Below are 16612 nucleotides of genomic sequence, written 5' to 3' on the forward strand. Positions count from 1 at the left end.
CTTTTCGGCAGCAGGCGGGTATCATACCGCAAAAGCCGGGAAAATCGGACCGGTAAGCCTTTGGTACAGTCATTCATAGCAGAAAAACCCTTGCCGATGCAAACGATCCGGCAGGATATTCACGTCACCTTCCGATACGACGTACATTTCGTCACGGACGCGTTCAACCCGGAAAACAACCTGCTGGGCCGCATCGTCGAAGCGGAAGAGGACCCCGCCTATCGCAGGATGCTGACCGTGATCGACGAGGGGTTGCTGCCCCACTACCCGGACCTCCCCGAGCGCGTGACCGCCTACCTTTCACAGCGGATCCCTTCATTAAGTCCGCGCCCTGCCGTGCTTGTACCCGCAGGAGAGGCAGCCAAAAACGATCCGGCACTGGTCAACGATCTGCATGCCGCCATACAACAGGCCGGGCTATGCCGGCACTCCTACATCCTGGCGATCGGCGGCGGGTCCGTGCTGGACCTCGCAGGATACGCCGCCGCCACTGCACACCGGGGCATCCGTCTTATTCGGATGCCTACGACGGTACTCGGCCAAAACGATTCAGGTGTAGGGGTAAAAAACAGTGTGAACGCATTGTCCGCCAAGAACTTCATTGGCACGTTCGCACCACCGTACGCCGTGGTGAACGACCTTTCGTTCCTGCCCTCGTTATCCGACCGCGACTGGCGGAGCGGTATCGCCGAAGCGATCAAAGTGGCGCTCATCAAGGATGCCGCTTTCTTCGACGAGCTCGAGGCGAATGCGGAACGCCTTGCGCCGCCCCGACGGGATGCGCACGCAATGGCCCGACTCATCTACCGGTGCGCCGCGCTCCACCTCGATCATATCGCCACCTCCGGGGATCCCTTTGAAACGGGTACCTCCCGCCCCCTCGACTTCGGCCACTGGTCCGCGCACCAGCTGGAACAACTCACGGACTATGCCCTGCGGCACGGAGAAGCGGTGGCTATCGGCATCGCGCTCGACGCCGCGTATTCACACCTGTGCGGGCTCCTGCCGGCAAGCGACCGGGACAGGGTGCTCGACCTCCTCGACGCCATGGGATTCAGCCTGTACGCACCTGAACTCGACGCACACAGCGACGATCCGGAGCATCCGGGATCCGTTTTCCGGGGATTGGAAGCCTTCCGGGAACACCTCGGCGGCGTGTTGACCATTATGTTGCTGGCAGGCATCGGCAGGGGGATAGAGGTGCATGAGGTCGATCTGTCCGTGTACCGCCAGGCAATGGCTCTCCTGCGCACGAGACAAACCGGTAGCCCGGTTCGGAACGCCGCCGAACACATCGTGGCAAATACCCCCTGACGATCCATGCGCATTCGGCAAGGCGATGGCCTGGAACTGACCTACTGCGCCAACATCCATCCCGGAGAAACGCTCGACGAGGTGGAGGAAAATATCCGCACGTATGCGGCCGCCGTCAAGAAGCAGGCAGCGCCCGATACGTCCATGGGGATTGGCCTGCGGCTCTCCAATCGCGCGGCGGAGGAACTGACCGGAAACGAAGCCGGACTGGAGGGTTTCTGCAGCCTGTTGGAAAACCACGGGCTGTATGCCTTCACGATCAACGGTTTCCCGTACGGCAATTTCCACCGGCAGCGCGTCAAGGACGAGGTATACAAACCGGATTGGCGTACTGCCGAACGGCGGATCTATACGGAACGCCTCGCGGATATCCTGGCGCGGCTGCTGCCCGCCGGCGTCGAGGGAAGCATTTCGACGTCCCCCATCTCCTACAAACCGTGGCTGGAAAATCAGGACGCCCGGGACGACGCCCTGCGTGCGGGAAGCGGACACCTTTCAGAAATCGCCTTCCGGCTTTTCGAACAGCGCGAACGCAGCGGACAACTCATCCATATCGGCATCGAGCCGGAACCGGACTGTCTGATCGAAAACACCGCCGAAACCATATCCTTCTTCGAAGAGTGGCTCTGGACGCACGGCGCACGCCGCCTGACCCGGGAACAGGGTCTGACTTCGACCCAGGCGGAAGATATCCTGCGGGAGCATATCCGCCTGTGCTACGACACGTGCCATTTTGCGGTGGAATTCGAATCGCCCCGAGAGGCCCTGACCGCCTTCGCGCAAGCAGGCGTCCGGCTCAGCAAAATCCAGATCAGCGCCGCATTGCGCGTCCCGCTGGGAGAACCGGGCGCTGCGGATCGACAGGCAACCCGGAATGCACTGGTTGAGGCACTGGAACCCTTCGCCGAATCCACCTACCTGCACCAGGTGGTCGCCCGGGCTCCGGACGGTACGTTACACCGCTACCGGGATCTGCCCCATGCCTTGCCCTTCCTTGTAAACGAGAAGGCGGAAGAATGGCGTATCCATTACCATGTGCCCGTTTTTATCGACCGGTTTCCGCATTTCTACTCGACGCAAGCAGACATCGAGGCTACCCTGACGCAGGTCCTCCAAGAGGCCTCGTGCTCCCACCTCGAGATCGAAACCTATACCTGGGAAGTGCTTCCGGACCCACTCAAAACCGACATCGTACCCTCGATCGTGCGCGAGTACGCATGGGTGCTGGACTGCATCGAACAAGCCGCATAAGGCCGTCCGCCGCACTTGCCATGCCCAAACTCGCCGTACTGAATGTCGTCGGACTGACCCCGCGCCTCCTGCCGCAGGCGCCTTTTCTGAGATCCTGGGCGCAACGCGGCAAGACGGCGGCCGTAACCCCCATCCTGCCCGCCGTCACCTGCTCCATGCAGTCCACCCTGTTGACCGGCGTATTGCCCTCGGAACATGGTATCGTCGGCAACGGCTGGTATGTGCGGGATGAGGGAGATATCCGATTCTGGCGACAGTCGAACCGACTTGTGCAGCACGAGAAAATATGGGAAAAAGCCCGCCGCCTCGGTATCCCGGACTTCACCTGCGCCAACATGTTCTGGTGGTACAATATGTATTCGTCGGTGGACTATGCGGCCACGCCCCGCCCCATGTATCCCGCCGATGGGCGCAAAATCCCGGATACCTGGACGGAACCGGCCGGGCTGCGAGCGGAACTCCGACAGAAATTGGGATCGTTCCCGTTATTCGAGTTCTGGGGACCCGGAACGACCATCCGTTCGAGCGAATGGATTGCACGGGCGTCCCTGCATGTGGATGCCCGGTACGATCCCGGCATGACGCTTATCTATCTGCCCCATCTCGATTATGTCCTGCAGCGTGAGGGACCGGAAGGGGCAAGCGTAGCTGGAGAAGTAGCCCGGATTGACGGAATCTGCGAGGAACTCATCACCCACTACGAATCGCACGGAACCGCTGTCCTTGTCCTGTCGGAATACGGGATTACGCCGGTGCGGCGATCCGTGCCGCTCAACCGCATTCTCCGGCGGGAAGGATTTCTGCGGGTACGCGAAGAACTCGGACGCGAACTCCTTGACGCAGGCGCCAGCCAGGCCTTCGCTGTCGCGGATCATCAAGTGGCGCACGTCTATGTGAATGACCGGGATGTGCTGGAAGATGTACGCGCGCTCGTCGCCGCAACGAACGGGGTTGCCTCCGTCCTGTACGGGGAAACGCGCGCGGCCCACGGACTGGACCATCCCCGGGCCGGTGATCTCGTAGCCGTTGCGGACCGGGATGCCTGGTTCACGTATTACTACTGGCTGGACGACGACCGGGCGCCGGATTTTGCGCGGACTGTGGACATCCATCGCAAACCGGGCTACGATCCCTGCGAACTCTTCCTGGATCCGGCCCTCCTTTCGGCCCGATTGCGGGCGGGATTCCGGCTACTGCAAAAGAAACTGGGATTCCGCTATCTTCTGGACGTGATTCCGCTGGATCCATCCCTTGTCAAGGGATCGCACGGACGGCGGCCCGACGATCCGACGGACGGGCCGCTCATCCTGTCCAACCGCCCCGACCTGCTCTCCACTTCTCCCCTGCCCGCGACGGACATACAGGACATCATGCTGGCGCATCTTCTTGAAGGATGCTCTGATTAAGTATCCCCGTTAGACCGCCACACGTCCCGAAGCAGGTACCGCGGGCGTCCCTTCACTTCTTCATACACCCGCGCCAGATACGCTCCCGTAACACCGAGAAAAAACAACTGCACCCCGCCGAAAAAAAACGCGGCAAAGATAAGCGACGTCCACCCGGGGACTACACCGCCGAACACGAATTTCTGCAGCAGCGCCCAGACAATGCCTGCGATCGACAAAAGCGAAATAGTCATTCCGATGCCTACGGCATACCATAGCGGCTTCTGAGAAAACGACGTAATGCTATCGACGGCAAGGCGAAAAGATTTCCGGAAAGAGTATTTGGGCCTGCCCGCTGCACGAGGAGGCCGCCGGTACCGGATCCCCGTCTGCTCGAAACCCAGCCAGGCAATCAATCCCCGCACGAACGGTTTGCTCTCGCCAAGACGGCGGTAGGCATCCAGTACAGGACGGCTGACCAACCGGAAATCCCCCGTATCTATCGGGGCCTGCACATCCGTCATGTGATTAAAGAAGCGGTAGAACAGCCAGGCAGTGGCGCGCTTGAAAACCGTTTCCCCCTCCCGCTCCTCACGCAGGCCGTAGACGACATCATATCCCTCCCGCCATTTGTCGATCATTTCTGCGGCCACCGAAAGCGGGTCCTGTAAATCCGCATCCATGATAATGGCGGCGTCCGCGGTCACGAATTCCATACCCGCCGTAATGGCGATCTGGTGGCCGAAGTTGCGCGAAAATTGTACCAGCACATAGCCGGGCTTGCCAGCGGTAAGGGTGCGCACCTTCTCTGCAGTGTCATCCCGACTGCCGTCGTCCACAAGGATCACTTCCACGACTTCCGGGTGTTCTCCCCGAAAGGCCTCAATCTCGCTGATAAGAAGGGACGCTACCGCCTCCTCGTTATAGAGGGGCACCACAAGCGCCACCGTACGGCGGGGAGCGGATTCCGATGTGAATTTCAAGTGGTCCATGCCGGAATATCCGGGAAAACGGAGATCCCGCAATATACGGCAATCATTCGGCGGCGCGCCGCCATGCCGCACGCGCCAGGACGACTCGGGCCGATATGCGGTGGGTATAGCCGAGATCGGAGGCAAGACCCGCAAAATTGCCAAACCCGTAATTGATAGCCAGTCGGCCTAAATGCAAGCCCGCTCCTACCGTCGGGGCGGCATCCCAGCCCTCTCGCTCGGATTGGAGAATATCGGTAAGTCCTGCGCGCAGCGCCATGACGTTCCTAAAACCGTATTCCACGCCCAGGCGGGGATGATACGATACTCCTCCTGTGTGCAGCGCATAGGCTTGCCGCCCCTCAAAAGCCATATCCACATCCAGACCGAGAGTGATATGATGCACCCCGAAGTTCAGGACATACCCCGATCCGAGCCGCAGAAGCGGCAGCACGGTCTCCACGCCGCCCTCGGGAAGCGTTTGACCAAAAACATCCTGGATGTTGGAAAGGAGGTCCCGATTCACGTTCCAGGATTGCCTCATACCGGCAGCGTCCTGCAAATTGGCCCCCACGATGAAATTTCCGCGCCGGTACAATCCCCCTACATCGAAGCTGTACCCCCAGGCATTGGCAAAATCGCCGATGCTTCGACGGATGATCTTCGCGCTCACGCCGGCAGCAAGGTTCGTACGTACAAGGCGGGCATAGCTCAGGAAGAACGCCGCATCCGCCGCCGAAAAACTGGAAATGTGTTCTTCGGCATGAGGTCGGGGCTGGTTGCGCTCAGGGTCCCACGCATCCAGCGTGTTTTTTATATCGTTCACCCCGCTTCGGAAGAACGAGGCGCCCAGCGTCGAGCGAGCATTGACAGGCCATGTCACCGCCCCGTAATCGAACGAAACGATCCCTGCAAAGCGCTCGGCATGCATGTATTCCACTTCGGGAAACACCGTCCGGCTGAGACCGGCGGGATTCCAGTAGCCTGCGCTCACATCTTCCGCCAGCGCAATATGGGCTCCTCCCATACCCAGCGCCCGCCCGCCTGCGCCGGTTGCAAGAAAATCCGCTCCATAGCTAACCACATTCTGTCCCTCGGCGGGCGCCGCCGTAAACAGGGCTGCAAAAAGGCTTGCACAAAAAAACCATCGGCCTGCGATCATGAAATGCTCGCCTCCTAACGTGAAGGTTATTGTTGATCAGGGCGTAGCAGTTATGTCGCCTGCGATATGCTCCGGTCCGGATTACGGTCCACACTCTGGTGCCGTATATCCACACCTTCCACCAGAAATACGACGACTTTGCCAATGTTTTTTGCATGATCGGCCATGCGTTCGACCGACTTGCCGATATGAACGAGGTGGATAATTTCATCGGCCTGGTCGGAATAAGTCCGAATGAGCCGCCCGGTCGTAGTAATCATTTTTTCGTACAGCCGATCCACACGTTGGTCGTACGCTATGATTTGACGCGCCAGGACCTGATCTTTCCGGAAAAAAGCCTCGTGCGCATTTCGCAGCATCCAGCGTACCTCGTCCGCCATTTCCCGAATGTTCGTCTCCGCCACCAACTCGGTGGAAAGACCGGTAAGGCACACGTGCTTGGCGAGATTTTTGGCGTGATCGCCTACCCGCTCCAGGTCCGTATTGATCTTGACCGCCGAAATAATGAACCGCAGATCGACTGCCACAGGGGTAAACAAGGCGAGAATGCGCTCGCACTGGTAATCCACTTCCAGTTCGAGCCGGTCCACATCGTCATCCTTCGCCCGCACCTGCCGGGCTAACTCCAGATCGTTGCTGGACACCGCATTAATGGCATTGGCTACCTGTTCCTCAACCAGTTCCGACATGTCGGAAAGCAACTGGCGGAGAACCGCCAACTCTTCGTCGAGTTGCCGACTTGATTGTGCGGGTATCGCCATGGGGCAATTTTCGGCCTATGAGAAAACAGGCCGACAAAACACGGGAAGAAAACCGGATTCGGCAAGCACGATCTAACCGAACCTGCCGGTGATATAATCTTCCGTCCGTTTCCGTGCCGGGCGGGTGAAAAGCTGGTCGGTGGCATCGACCTCAACCAATTCACCCAGATAGAAAAATGCGGTACGGTCGCTAATCCTCCCGGCCTGTTGCATATTATGGGTAACGATAATGATCGTATAGCGTTCCTTCAGTTGCAGAATCGTTTCCTCCAGTTTGGCCGTGGCGATCGGGTCGAGCGCGCTCGCCGGCTCGTCCATCAACACGACATCCGGCGCGACAGCCAGCGTACGGGCAATGCATAAACGCTGCTGTTGTCCCCCGCTCAGGCCGTAGGCATGCGCATTGAGCCGGTCCTTCACTTCGTCCCATAGCGCCGCTTTCCGGAGACATTCCTCCACAAGTTCGGCTTCATTGCCTTTGTAGCCGTTGACGCGCGCGCCCCAGATCACATTTTCGTAAATGGTCTTGGGAAACGGATTGGGCTTCTGAAACACCATCCCGATGCGCCGGCGAACCATGACCGGGTCCGCATTCCGATAAATATCCCGCCCGTCAATAAGTACGCTGCCTTCGAGACGGGCGCCCGGAATAAGCTCGTTCATCCGGTTAAAACAACGCAAAAGCGTGCTTTTCCCGCAACCGGAGGGGCCAATGAGTGCGGTCACTTCATTGGCCTGGACATCCAGTAAAATATTCTTAAGCACATGGTTCGTGCCGTACCAGAAATCAAGGTTCTCGACACGCACCTTGGCGTCCTTCGGCACGGATTTCCCGTTGGTCATCAACACGTTGCGTTCGTTCGTTTCCATAGAGTAACTATTACGTCTCGTTATCTCAACCGGTATTTCTCGAAATGATTCCGCAGCAGAATCGCGCTCAGATTCATAAGAAAAAGCACAATCATCAGGATAATGATGCCTGCTGCGGCCAATCCCTGAAAATCCGCCTGCGGACGCGCCGTCCAGTTGAATATCTGTATCGGCAACACCGTAAACGGGTCCAGCACACTGGTGGGAAGGAACGCGATGAATGTCAGGGCGCCGATCATAATGAGGGGCGCCGTTTCCCCGATAGCCCGGCTCAATGCAAGAATCACTCCGGTCATGATGCTCGGAGCCGACATGGGTAAAAGATGACTCCAGATGACCTGCCGGCGCGTAGCGCCAAGCGCAAAGGCGCTCTCCCGAATACCCAAAGGAATGGCGCGCAACGCCTCCTGGGCGCTGATGACGATGATGGGCAAAATCAACAACGCCATGGTCAAGGCGCCTGCAAGCAGGCTACGCCCGAGAGCAAAGAAGCGCACGAAGAGCGTCAGGCCCAGAATGCCGTAGACCACCGAGGGAATGCCCGCAAGGTTATTGATATTGATCTGGATCAGTTTCAGAAACCAGCCGCGGGGCGCATACTCTTCAAGGTACAGGGCCGACGCCACCCCGATGGGCACCGAGATACCCGCCGTGAGCAAAATCATCCATATGGAACCGACAATAGCCGACTTGATGCCGGCCCGTTCCGGGATACGCGAGGGGAAACTGGTCAAAAATCCCCAGTCGAGCCATTGTCCCCCCTGAACAACGACATCCACAATCAGCGTAATGAGCACCACCAGTCCCGACACCGTGGCCACAAACAGCAAACTACTGAAAATCAGCCCCCTGCGGCGCCGTTTCTCAAGACGTTCGTCATATTGTTGCGAGGGGGCCACGGATCAGTACCGTTCGCGATATTTACGAATGATGAGGTTGGCCAGAAAATTCATGCTAAGCGTCATCAGAAACAGCACCAGACCTACAGCAAAGAGGCTGTAGAACTCGACGGTACCCTGCGGCGTGTCTCCCAGACTCACATTTACGATAAAAGCCGTCATGGTCTGCACCGATTCCGTGGGATTCGCCGTAAGGTTAGGCATAGCTCCGGCAGCCAGTGTTACGATCATCGTCTCGCCGACAGCGCGGCTGAGCGCCAGAATAAAACTCGCCATAATGCCACTGATCGCGCCCGGAACCATGACCCGTAACACCACCTCGATCCGGGTGGCGCCGAGTGCATAGGCGCCCTCGGCAAGCGAACGGGGCACCGCACGAATCGCATCTTCGCTCAAGGAAGACACCATGGGAATGATCATGACGCCTACCACAATGCCCGCGCTGAGCGCATTGTAGATATTGAGGCCCGGGATAAAGTTCTGCAGCAGGGGCGTCATGAAGGTCAGTGCGAAATAGCCGTACACCACGGTCGGTATGCCTGCAAGCAGCTCAAGGCCCGGCTTCAGCACCTTTCGTACGCGCGAGGGAGCGTATTCGGCAATAAAGATGGCGCTCATCAGTCCGATCGGAAGCGCCACAAGCGCCGCAATAACTGTGATGAGAAGAGTGCCTGACAGGAGAGGCCATATCCCGAAATGCTTCTCCGTGAACTGGGGAGTCCATCGCGTTTCGGTCAGAAACTCGATGATCGAAACCTCTGCAAAGAAATTCAGGGATTCAAAGATGAGGACCGCGGCAATCCCCAGCGTGGTCAACGCACTGAGCAGCGTGCAGAAGCCCAATGCATATTCGACCGCCCGTTCTTTCGGGCTGCGAAACAGGTTGACGGACAGGTCCTCACCACCGTGCATCCTTGCGAACGATCCTTTTGACACGTGCTGTGAACCGGTCATACGTCCGTGAAAGACCCTATTCGCTTCCAGGTTGAGCGGAAAGCGAATCGGGCGCGTCGGAGCCCAGTTCCCCGGATGACAATTCCGCAGACATGTACCGTGTAAGCAGTTCCCGCATCGTCACGCCCACATGCGCTTCTTCACCGAACATAGTGCCTGTAACACGGCGCTCGAAGCGCTCCAGCGCAAGATCGTATTCCTCGTCGGTGAGCGGGACATACCCCACTTCCCCGACCAGTTCTCCGGCGCGGGCAAGGTAAAAATGGACAAACTCCCGGACAATCTCGTTTTCTGCAGAAGCAGGGCGCACATAGATGAACAGCGCACGGGAAAGCGGGGCATACGTGCCGTTTTCGACGGTCGCGGGTGAAGGAACCACGCATCCCTCCCCATTGTCCGGATCGCCGTCATCGACGGCCAGTAATTTGAGCCGCTCCGCATTTTCTTCGTAATAGGCAATGCCGAAGAACCCAAGTGCATGGGGATCGCCGGCAATACCCTGCACAAGCACATTGTCGTCCTCACTCGCCGTGAAATCGGAGCGGCTGGCGCCCGATTCACCCCCCACGGCTTCGGTAAAATAATCGTATGTGCCGCTGTCCGTACCAGGACCATACAAGGCAAGCTCGCGATCGGGAAAACCGGGACGCACCTCGCTCCAGTTGTTGACCTGGCTGCCGGGTTCCCAGATTGCCCGCAGTTCGTCCACCGTCAGGCATTCGGCCCAGTCATTGTCCGGATGCACGACCACCACCAACCCGTCGTATGCCACCGGGAGCTCGATAAAATCGATCCCCTCTTCTTCAGCCAGTTCCATCTCACTGGATTTGATGACCCGGGAGGCGTCGTTTATATCGGTTTCGCCTCGGAGAAATTTGCTGAATCCGCCCCCCGTGCCGCTAACGCCCACCGTGACGCGGGCGCGCCCATTGGCGATCATGAATTCCTCGGCGACAGCTTCCGTAATCGGATACACCGTGCTGGAGCCGTCTATCTGCACGGCGCCGGAGAGTCCATCCTCGGCGGCGCTCCCTCCGCAGCCGCTTGCTACCATCAGACAAACGAACAGCAACAGAGGGAGCATAGCATGCTGTACGAAACGTTTCATCGAGGCTGCCGGAATAGCGGCCGGGAAAGACATAGCGTTAGGGAAAAACATCGTGATCGGAAAAGCAAGGACAGCGTGCGGGAACAGGCTCGAACATTCCCTGGCGCACAAATGGAACAGAACGGTATACTATAGCAAAAAACAAGTCAGGAGGTGTTACCGGAATGTTAAGGAAGCTCTGAATAAATCCGCATGGGCAGGGACCTTGGGACGCGCCTTCTCTCAAAACATAAACGTGCGGTTGGCCGCGAGCTTGCAGAGTACCCTTGGCGGAACGGGATATGCCGCCTCCCGTTCCATGCGCACAAGGCAGGCAAACAGACACGCTGTCCTTCCGGACCAGGCCGCAATCACCATGCCCCGACTCGACCATGTCGGTATAGCGACGACAGATACGGATCGCATACTCGAAGTGCTCCGCGATCTGCTGGACGAATCATCCTACTTGTCCGAAACGCTCGAAAGGGATGGGATACATGTCTCTTTCGTGTCAGGCGGAACCGCACAACTCGAACTGCTTGAAGCGCTCGACGAAACCTCGCCTGTCGCTCGATTCCTTCGCAAGCGGGGAAGCGGTCTCCATCACCTCGCTTTTGAAGTCGAAGATATCGACGATACGTACCGGCGCGCCCGTGAAGCAGGCTACGAACCAATCGACCCGGCGCCGCGCCCCGGTGCAGGCGGCAAAACAATTTTCTTTTTACACCCCAGGCAGACATCGAATGTCCTGATCGAGTTTTGCAGCCGTGCCGAACCCTGCCTGGCCCCTGTAAAAGGTGCTCTGCCGGAAGGGATCCAGCGTGTTTCTCTTGCATCAGGATCTCCGACGCAAACGCCCTGCCTGTACGTCATGGCCTCGTCTTCGCCTTCCCCGGACCCGCATCGACTTGCCCGGCGGTTGACGCCGGAAAGAGCTTGTATGGTCGCGCACATCGAACCCGGCGCGTCCCCGGATATTACTGCGCTGATCGATATGCTCGGCGCACCATCCGTTCATCTGCTTGTACAGGACCTGTCCGCAAAAACGATTCTACACACAGCCGAAACCGATTCCCGCATTCATGCGGTCATATTGACGGATCCGGGCCCGAACGAATTCGAGACCCTGCGGAAGATCCGGGATATCCCCAAGCACCTGCTCGTCATAACCCCGGACAGCGAAGCAGATCTCCGTGCAGCATCCGTCCTGCGCGCCCGGCATGCCGCCATCGCGATCGCCGCTGTTGCCGATCCTGGTCTGCGCATAGCCCTTATCGAGCAGCATTTGGCCACGCAATCCGATCCGGCGCAGTCATGAACCCGGAACTGGAAAAGAAAATCGAAGGCCTGCCCCGGCAACCGGGCATCTACCAGCACAAGGATGCCGAGGGAAATGTACTCTACGTAGGCAAAGCCAAAGATCTGCGCAGTCGTATCCGCTCGTACTTCCGGGAAAGCCGCCCGCATGACGGACGCATGCGCATCATGATCCGGAAAATCGAGGATGTGGAAGTGATCGTGACGGATACGGAAGCCGAAGCGCTCATCCTCGAAAACAATCTGATCAAGCATCTCAAGCCGCGCTACAATGTCCTCCTTCGCGACGACAAGACCTTTCCCTTCATTTGCATCCGGAACGAGCGGTTCCCCCGCGTCTTTCCCACACGCCGTATTGTGCGGGACGGGTCGAAATACTTCGGCCCGTATACCGACGTGAAGAATATGCATCTGATGCTGCGCACGATCCGCTCGATCTTCCAGTTACGCACCTGCACCCTGAACCTTGCGCCGGAACCCATCGCCGCCGGCAAATACGACCCCTGCCTCGAATATCACATCAAAAAATGTGCGGCTCCCTGCACGGGACAACAATCCGAAGAAGACTACAACCGCACGATCGAACAGGTCGAAAAACTGCTGAACGGGCACACGAAAGAATTGATCGCCCTGCTCCGCGACGAGATGGAGCGCCTCTCTGACGCCATGTTGTTCGAGGAGGCCGCCGGATTGCGCGATCGCATCCTCGCCCTCGAAAAATACGCCCGGAAACAGAAGGTGGTGAGCGAAGACGAAGCCGACCGGGACCTTTTCGCCATGGAGACTGACGAACGAGAAAATGTGGCCTGCGGCGTCATTTTTCAAGTGCGCGAAGGCAAGGTCATAGGACGGCGGCATACCTATATCCATCCGATAGAAGGGCTATCCAAAAGCGTCCTGATGCAACGCCTCGTCGAGGACTATTATGCGGACGCTGTCTTCTTTCCCGGAGAAGTATTGCTGAGCGGGGAGATCGCCGAACCGGAACCCGTAAAAGAACTGCTGGCGCAACAGCGCGGCAGGAACGTACCGCTTGCCGTACCGCGCCGGGGTCCCAAAGCCAGCCTGATGCGCATGGTCAGCACGAATGCGGCCATGCTCCTCGAAGAATGGAAAATTCGAAAGATGAAGCGCGGCGAGGATCGGATTCCTCATGCCGTACGGTCTCTGGAAGAAGATTTGCGACTAGAAACACTACCTCGGCGCATCGAATGCTTCGACATTTCGCATCTCGCCGGTACAGGCACGGTGGCTTCCTGTGTGGTTTTTCGCGACGGACGCCCCCGCAAAAGCGAATACCGCCACTACAAGATCCGCTCTGCCGTTTCCGGGCAACCCGACGACTATCAGAGCATGCGCGAGGTCGTAACGCGCCGGTATGCGAACCGGGAAAACATCGACTGGCCCGACCTTGTGGTGATCGATGGAGGCAAGGGACAGCTTTCCGCGGCCGCCGATGCGCTCCGGGAAATCGGAGTGTACGGAAGATTCCCGCTCATCGGGCTCGCCAAACGACTTGAAGAGGTGTTTTTCCCAGGCGATTCCGCACCGCTGCATATTCCGAAAGCCAGTACTTCGCTTCAACTCCTGCAGCGCATCCGCAACGAAGCGCACCGCTTTGCGGTCACCTTCCAGCGCGCCCAGCGGAAGAAGCGCACGCTGCACACCTCCTTGCGGGAGATAGACGGCGTCGGCGAAAAGACTGCACAGAAACTGATCCGGCGCTTCGGATCCGTCAAGCGGGTCGAAGCTGCCGGAGAAGAGGCCCTCCGCGAAGCCGTCGGCGCCGCAACGGCACAAAAGATTACCGCCTTTTTCGACGCTAAACGAGGGGATGCAACTTCGCAACGCTCTGCGTAAGTTGTTACCCGGTGCGCCGCCGATTAACCGTTCATCCCGTCTCGCTGCGACATGCTTAACTACATATGGGCCGGCCTGATTATCGCCGCCCTCGCATTCGCTATCGTTTCCGACCTGCGAGACGCCGCAAGCGACCGGTTCCGAAATGACGCCTCGCTCCCGATCCTTCTGGAATATCCGGAGGGGTACCAGGACGAGGCACGCCGCGTCCCGGTGCATATCCGGATCGATGCGGAAACGTACCGTGCATTTTACAGTGTAGCAGCTGCCCCCGATTCCGTCTACGAGGGGCATGTCATCCGTACGCAAGCCGGCGTCCGCCTTTTTTTCGCCGGGGACGCCTCGTTGCCGGAACCGCTTCTCCGCATCCGGAAATTTTCCGGGGGTGATGCCCTGCAAGGGACACTTGACGAGGAAAACGTCTCGAGCAGGCCTGCCGTAGCGCCTGTCACCAGCACTGCGGTCCGGTTCGAGCCCGTACGCTTTCCCCACCTGCAGGACATCGCTGAAGCCGCTTTCGATTTCGCCAGCACCGCCGTGCAGATTGCAATCGGTCTCATCGGAGTGCTTGCGCTTTTTCTGGGATTGCTCAAAATCGCTGAGGCAGGAGGGCTCATTCGCCAGATGTCCCGTATCGTAGAGCCTCTCCTGCGCCCGCTCTTTCCCGGTATCCCGAAAGGGCATCCGGCCTTTGCGATGATCGTCCTGAACCTTTCCGCCAACGTGCTGGGCCTCGGCAACGCCGCCACGCCGCTCGGCATCAAGGCCATGGAAGAACTGCAAACGCTGAATCCCGTCAAGGATACGGCCACAAATCCCATGGTCATGCTGCTTGCGATGAATACGGCCAGTGTGCAGTTGGTCCCGCCGGCGTTGCTTGTGGCGGTCATAGGACTTCAGGTAAACGAACTGATCTTTCCCATTATCGTCGTCACCGGCGCCTCACTCATCGTGGCCATCGGAACCGCCTTGTTCCTCGAGCGCACGCCACTCTGGAAACGAAGTGACCCGAACGCCGATCCCGGCAACGAAACCCAAACCGGGGAGGCGCCGCAATGAGCTGGTTCCGCATCTTCATCGATTATTTCGCCATCTTTGTGCTGCCGCTCATGATCGTGGGGCTGCCGCTCTACGGCCTCATCCGGGGGGTAAAGGTGTATGAGGAATTTGTGGAGGGCGCCAAGGAAGGATTTCGGGTGGCCGTGATGATCATCCCCTACCTCGTCGCAATTCTCTTCGCTATCGGCATGTTTCGGGCCTCCGGCGCCATGGATTTTCTTGTGGAGACCCTTGAGCCGGTGCTCGGCGTGCTGGGCTTCCCGCCGGAAATGCTTCCCATGGCGATTATCCGCCCACTGACCGGCTCCGGCTCCGCCGCTGTCGTAGCCGAGATGATCACCGTATTCGGCGAAGATTCGATTCTTGTCAAGATGGCAGGCGTCATGTTCGGCTCCACCGAAACCACCTTCTACATCATCGCCGTGTATTTTGGGGCCGTCAACGTCAAAAAAACCCGGCATGCCGTACCCGCCGGGCTGACCGCTGACATTTTCGCCATGATCTTTGCGGTCTATCTGGTTCAGTGGCTCTTCGGCAGTGCGTGAGCGGCGCCCTCAGCCTTCCCCGGCCACGACCTGTTCCAGCGCCGCGGACAACGTGCGCAGTTGCATCCGAAGCGCCGCCGCAAGCGGCAGGGTACGAAGATTCAACTGCTTTATATCCTCATCCACGTCTTCCCCGTGCGCAATCCGAAGGCGAAGCGCTGAAATGACCTGTTGCGAACCCTTCCCCGGCGGCATGTCCCCCACCAGAAAAAGAGGCAGTTCCGTGACGTAACACAAAGGGTCGCCGCCGAGGCTCCGTACGTATTCCATGGAACTGCTTCGAAAAAGCGCCGCCGTCTCCTTATCGTTTCGCGCTTCGAAAAACGCCCGCATGGCGCTTCCTTCCGGGGTCGTCCAGAAACCGGGAGCAAGGTAGAAAAATCCTTTCTCCCCTTGCCGGTTGCGATCGTAGAGAGGAAAGTCCTCGACCTGAGCGGCCTGCCGGAAACGTTCCTGCAGAAGGGCCGCACGGTATCCCCAATTTTTTTCGATGAGCAGCAGCGCTCCGGCGCTGATACCCATCCCGTGCAAACTTCCATGCAATACAAAAGGCCCGTGCTTCCGAAGCCACGCAGCAACTGCCCCGTTCTCCGGACGCATATCCGGAAAACCGAACTCCACGTCCCGTCCCGGGGGCTCCCGCACCGCATGACGTAAATACTCCGTGACAATCCCCCCCGCATCATCTCCCCAGGCCTGCCGCCATGTGCGGTTTCGGAACGCTCCGTCGGGATTCGTGTGCGGAATCACAAAAAACCGGAAGGCACTTAGCAACGCGCTGCATGCGTCCGGATGACTCAGCACAACCGTTACGAACCGCCTCAGAAAGTCCGGACCCACCGGCTCGTCGGAATGATTGCCCGCAAGCAAACTGACGTGCCGGTTTCCTCTCCCCAACACCACCCCATCGATCAGGCGGCCTTCCTCGCTCTCGCCGATCTGAACATAATGCGCTATGTCCGGGTGGCGCGCCGCCAGCCGCCGTATCCGCTCCGCCGCATCGTCAGGTTCAAGAAACCGCTCTGCGTCCGCCGAAACAGGAAGCTCATTCAAGACCTCCAGCGAAGCCTTCAGTACATCGGACATAACGGCCTCTCCGAAGGGTCTGTTACCACTATGCAGCGGCGCTCTGCGGGGCCTGTTTTTCTGCCAGGCCAGGCGCCGCGAGCGCAGTGTG

Annotated in this window: 15 protein-coding genes; 7 read left to right on the plus strand and 8 right to left on the minus strand. The window is 58.7% G+C overall.

Going from position 1 to position 16612, the window contains the following annotated elements; all coding sequences use genetic code 11:
* Positions 1–96: 96 nt before the first annotated feature.
* The 3 genes from F4Y00_03790 to F4Y00_03800 are packed head-to-tail and all read left to right on the plus strand — an operon-like array spanning position 97 to position 3971.
* Complete coding sequence (locus F4Y00_03790; GenBank protein MYE04076.1) at positions 97–1314, plus strand: 3-dehydroquinate synthase; 1218 nt, start codon at positions 97–99, stop codon at positions 1312–1314.
* Positions 1315–1320: 6 nt separating this feature from the next.
* Complete coding sequence (locus F4Y00_03795) at positions 1321–2565, plus strand: xylose isomerase (protein ID MYE04077.1); 1245 nt, start codon at positions 1321–1323, stop codon at positions 2563–2565.
* 20 nt (positions 2566–2585) lie between these two features.
* Positions 2586–3971 carry an alkaline phosphatase family protein gene (locus F4Y00_03800; GenBank protein ID MYE04078.1) on the plus strand — a complete coding sequence of 462 codons (1386 nt, stop codon included), beginning with the start codon at positions 2586–2588 and terminating at the stop codon, positions 3969–3971.
* Here F4Y00_03800 and F4Y00_03805 read toward each other — a convergent pair.
* The 7 genes from F4Y00_03805 to F4Y00_03835 form a co-directional block, all read right to left on the minus strand.
* Positions 3968–4942, minus strand: a complete 975-nt coding sequence (locus F4Y00_03805) for a glycosyltransferase family 2 protein (GenBank protein ID MYE04079.1) — start codon at positions 4940–4942, stop codon at positions 3968–3970. The two genes, F4Y00_03800 and F4Y00_03805, sit on opposite strands and share 4 nt — an antisense overlap.
* Before the next feature lie 43 nt (positions 4943–4985).
* The gene (locus F4Y00_03810) at positions 4986–6083 is read right to left on the minus strand and encodes a PorV/PorQ family protein (GenBank protein MYE04080.1); all 1098 of its coding nucleotides are present in this window, start codon (positions 6081–6083) and stop codon (positions 4986–4988) included.
* A gap of 50 nt (positions 6084–6133) precedes the next feature.
* Entirely contained in the window at positions 6134–6844 is a 711-nt protein-coding gene (gene phoU, locus F4Y00_03815) for a phosphate signaling complex protein PhoU (GenBank protein MYE04081.1), read from the minus strand.
* A 72-nt stretch (positions 6845–6916) separates the two neighbouring features.
* Positions 6917–7687 carry a phosphate ABC transporter ATP-binding protein gene (gene pstB / locus F4Y00_03820; protein ID MYE04082.1) on the minus strand — a complete coding sequence of 257 codons (771 nt, stop codon included), beginning with the start codon at positions 7685–7687 and terminating at the stop codon, positions 6917–6919.
* Positions 7688–7734: 47 nt separating this feature from the next.
* Entirely contained in the window at positions 7735–8613 is an 879-nt protein-coding gene (pstA, locus tag F4Y00_03825; GenBank protein ID MYE04083.1) for a phosphate ABC transporter permease PstA, read from the minus strand.
* Positions 8614–8616: 3 nt separating this feature from the next.
* Positions 8617–9567: a phosphate ABC transporter permease subunit PstC gene (gene pstC, locus F4Y00_03830; GenBank protein MYE04084.1), complete on the minus strand. Its 951-nt coding sequence runs from the start codon at positions 9565–9567 to the stop codon at positions 8617–8619.
* A gap of 16 nt (positions 9568–9583) precedes the next feature.
* A complete protein-coding gene (locus F4Y00_03835) occupies positions 9584–10675 on the minus strand; it encodes a PstS family phosphate ABC transporter substrate-binding protein (GenBank protein ID MYE04085.1) in 1092 nt (363 codons plus the stop codon).
* A gap of 298 nt (positions 10676–10973) precedes the next feature.
* On the opposite strand from F4Y00_03835, the gene mce reads away from it, so the two are divergent.
* Genes mce through F4Y00_03855 form a run of 4 tightly spaced genes read left to right on the plus strand, consistent with a single transcriptional unit; the run spans position 10974 to position 15435 of the window.
* Positions 10974–11972, plus strand: coding sequence for a methylmalonyl-CoA epimerase (gene mce, locus F4Y00_03840; protein MYE04086.1), 999 nt, complete (start codon positions 10974–10976; stop codon positions 11970–11972).
* Positions 11969–13831, plus strand: a complete 1863-nt coding sequence (locus F4Y00_03845; GenBank protein MYE04087.1) for an excinuclease ABC subunit C — start codon at positions 11969–11971, stop codon at positions 13829–13831. The genes mce and F4Y00_03845 overlap by 4 nt, the downstream gene beginning before the upstream one ends.
* A gap of 51 nt (positions 13832–13882) precedes the next feature.
* On the plus strand, positions 13883–14890 hold the full coding sequence (locus F4Y00_03850; protein ID MYE04088.1) for a nucleoside recognition protein: 1008 nt from the start codon (positions 13883–13885) through the stop codon (positions 14888–14890).
* Entirely contained in the window at positions 14887–15435 is a 549-nt protein-coding gene (locus tag F4Y00_03855) for a spore maturation protein (GenBank protein MYE04089.1), read from the plus strand. The genes F4Y00_03850 and F4Y00_03855 overlap by 4 nt, the downstream gene beginning before the upstream one ends.
* A 9-nt stretch (positions 15436–15444) precedes the next feature.
* Here F4Y00_03855 and F4Y00_03860 read toward each other — a convergent pair whose 3' ends face one another.
* On the minus strand, positions 15445–16521 hold the full coding sequence (locus tag F4Y00_03860) for a peptidase M14 (protein ID MYE04090.1): 1077 nt from the start codon (positions 16519–16521) through the stop codon (positions 15445–15447).
* Positions 16522–16612 lie beyond the last annotated feature (91 nt).

This window comes from Bacteroidetes bacterium SB0662_bin_6, assembly GCA_009839485.1.
Classification (GTDB): domain Bacteria; phylum Bacteroidota; class Rhodothermia; order Rhodothermales; family VXPQ01; genus VXPQ01.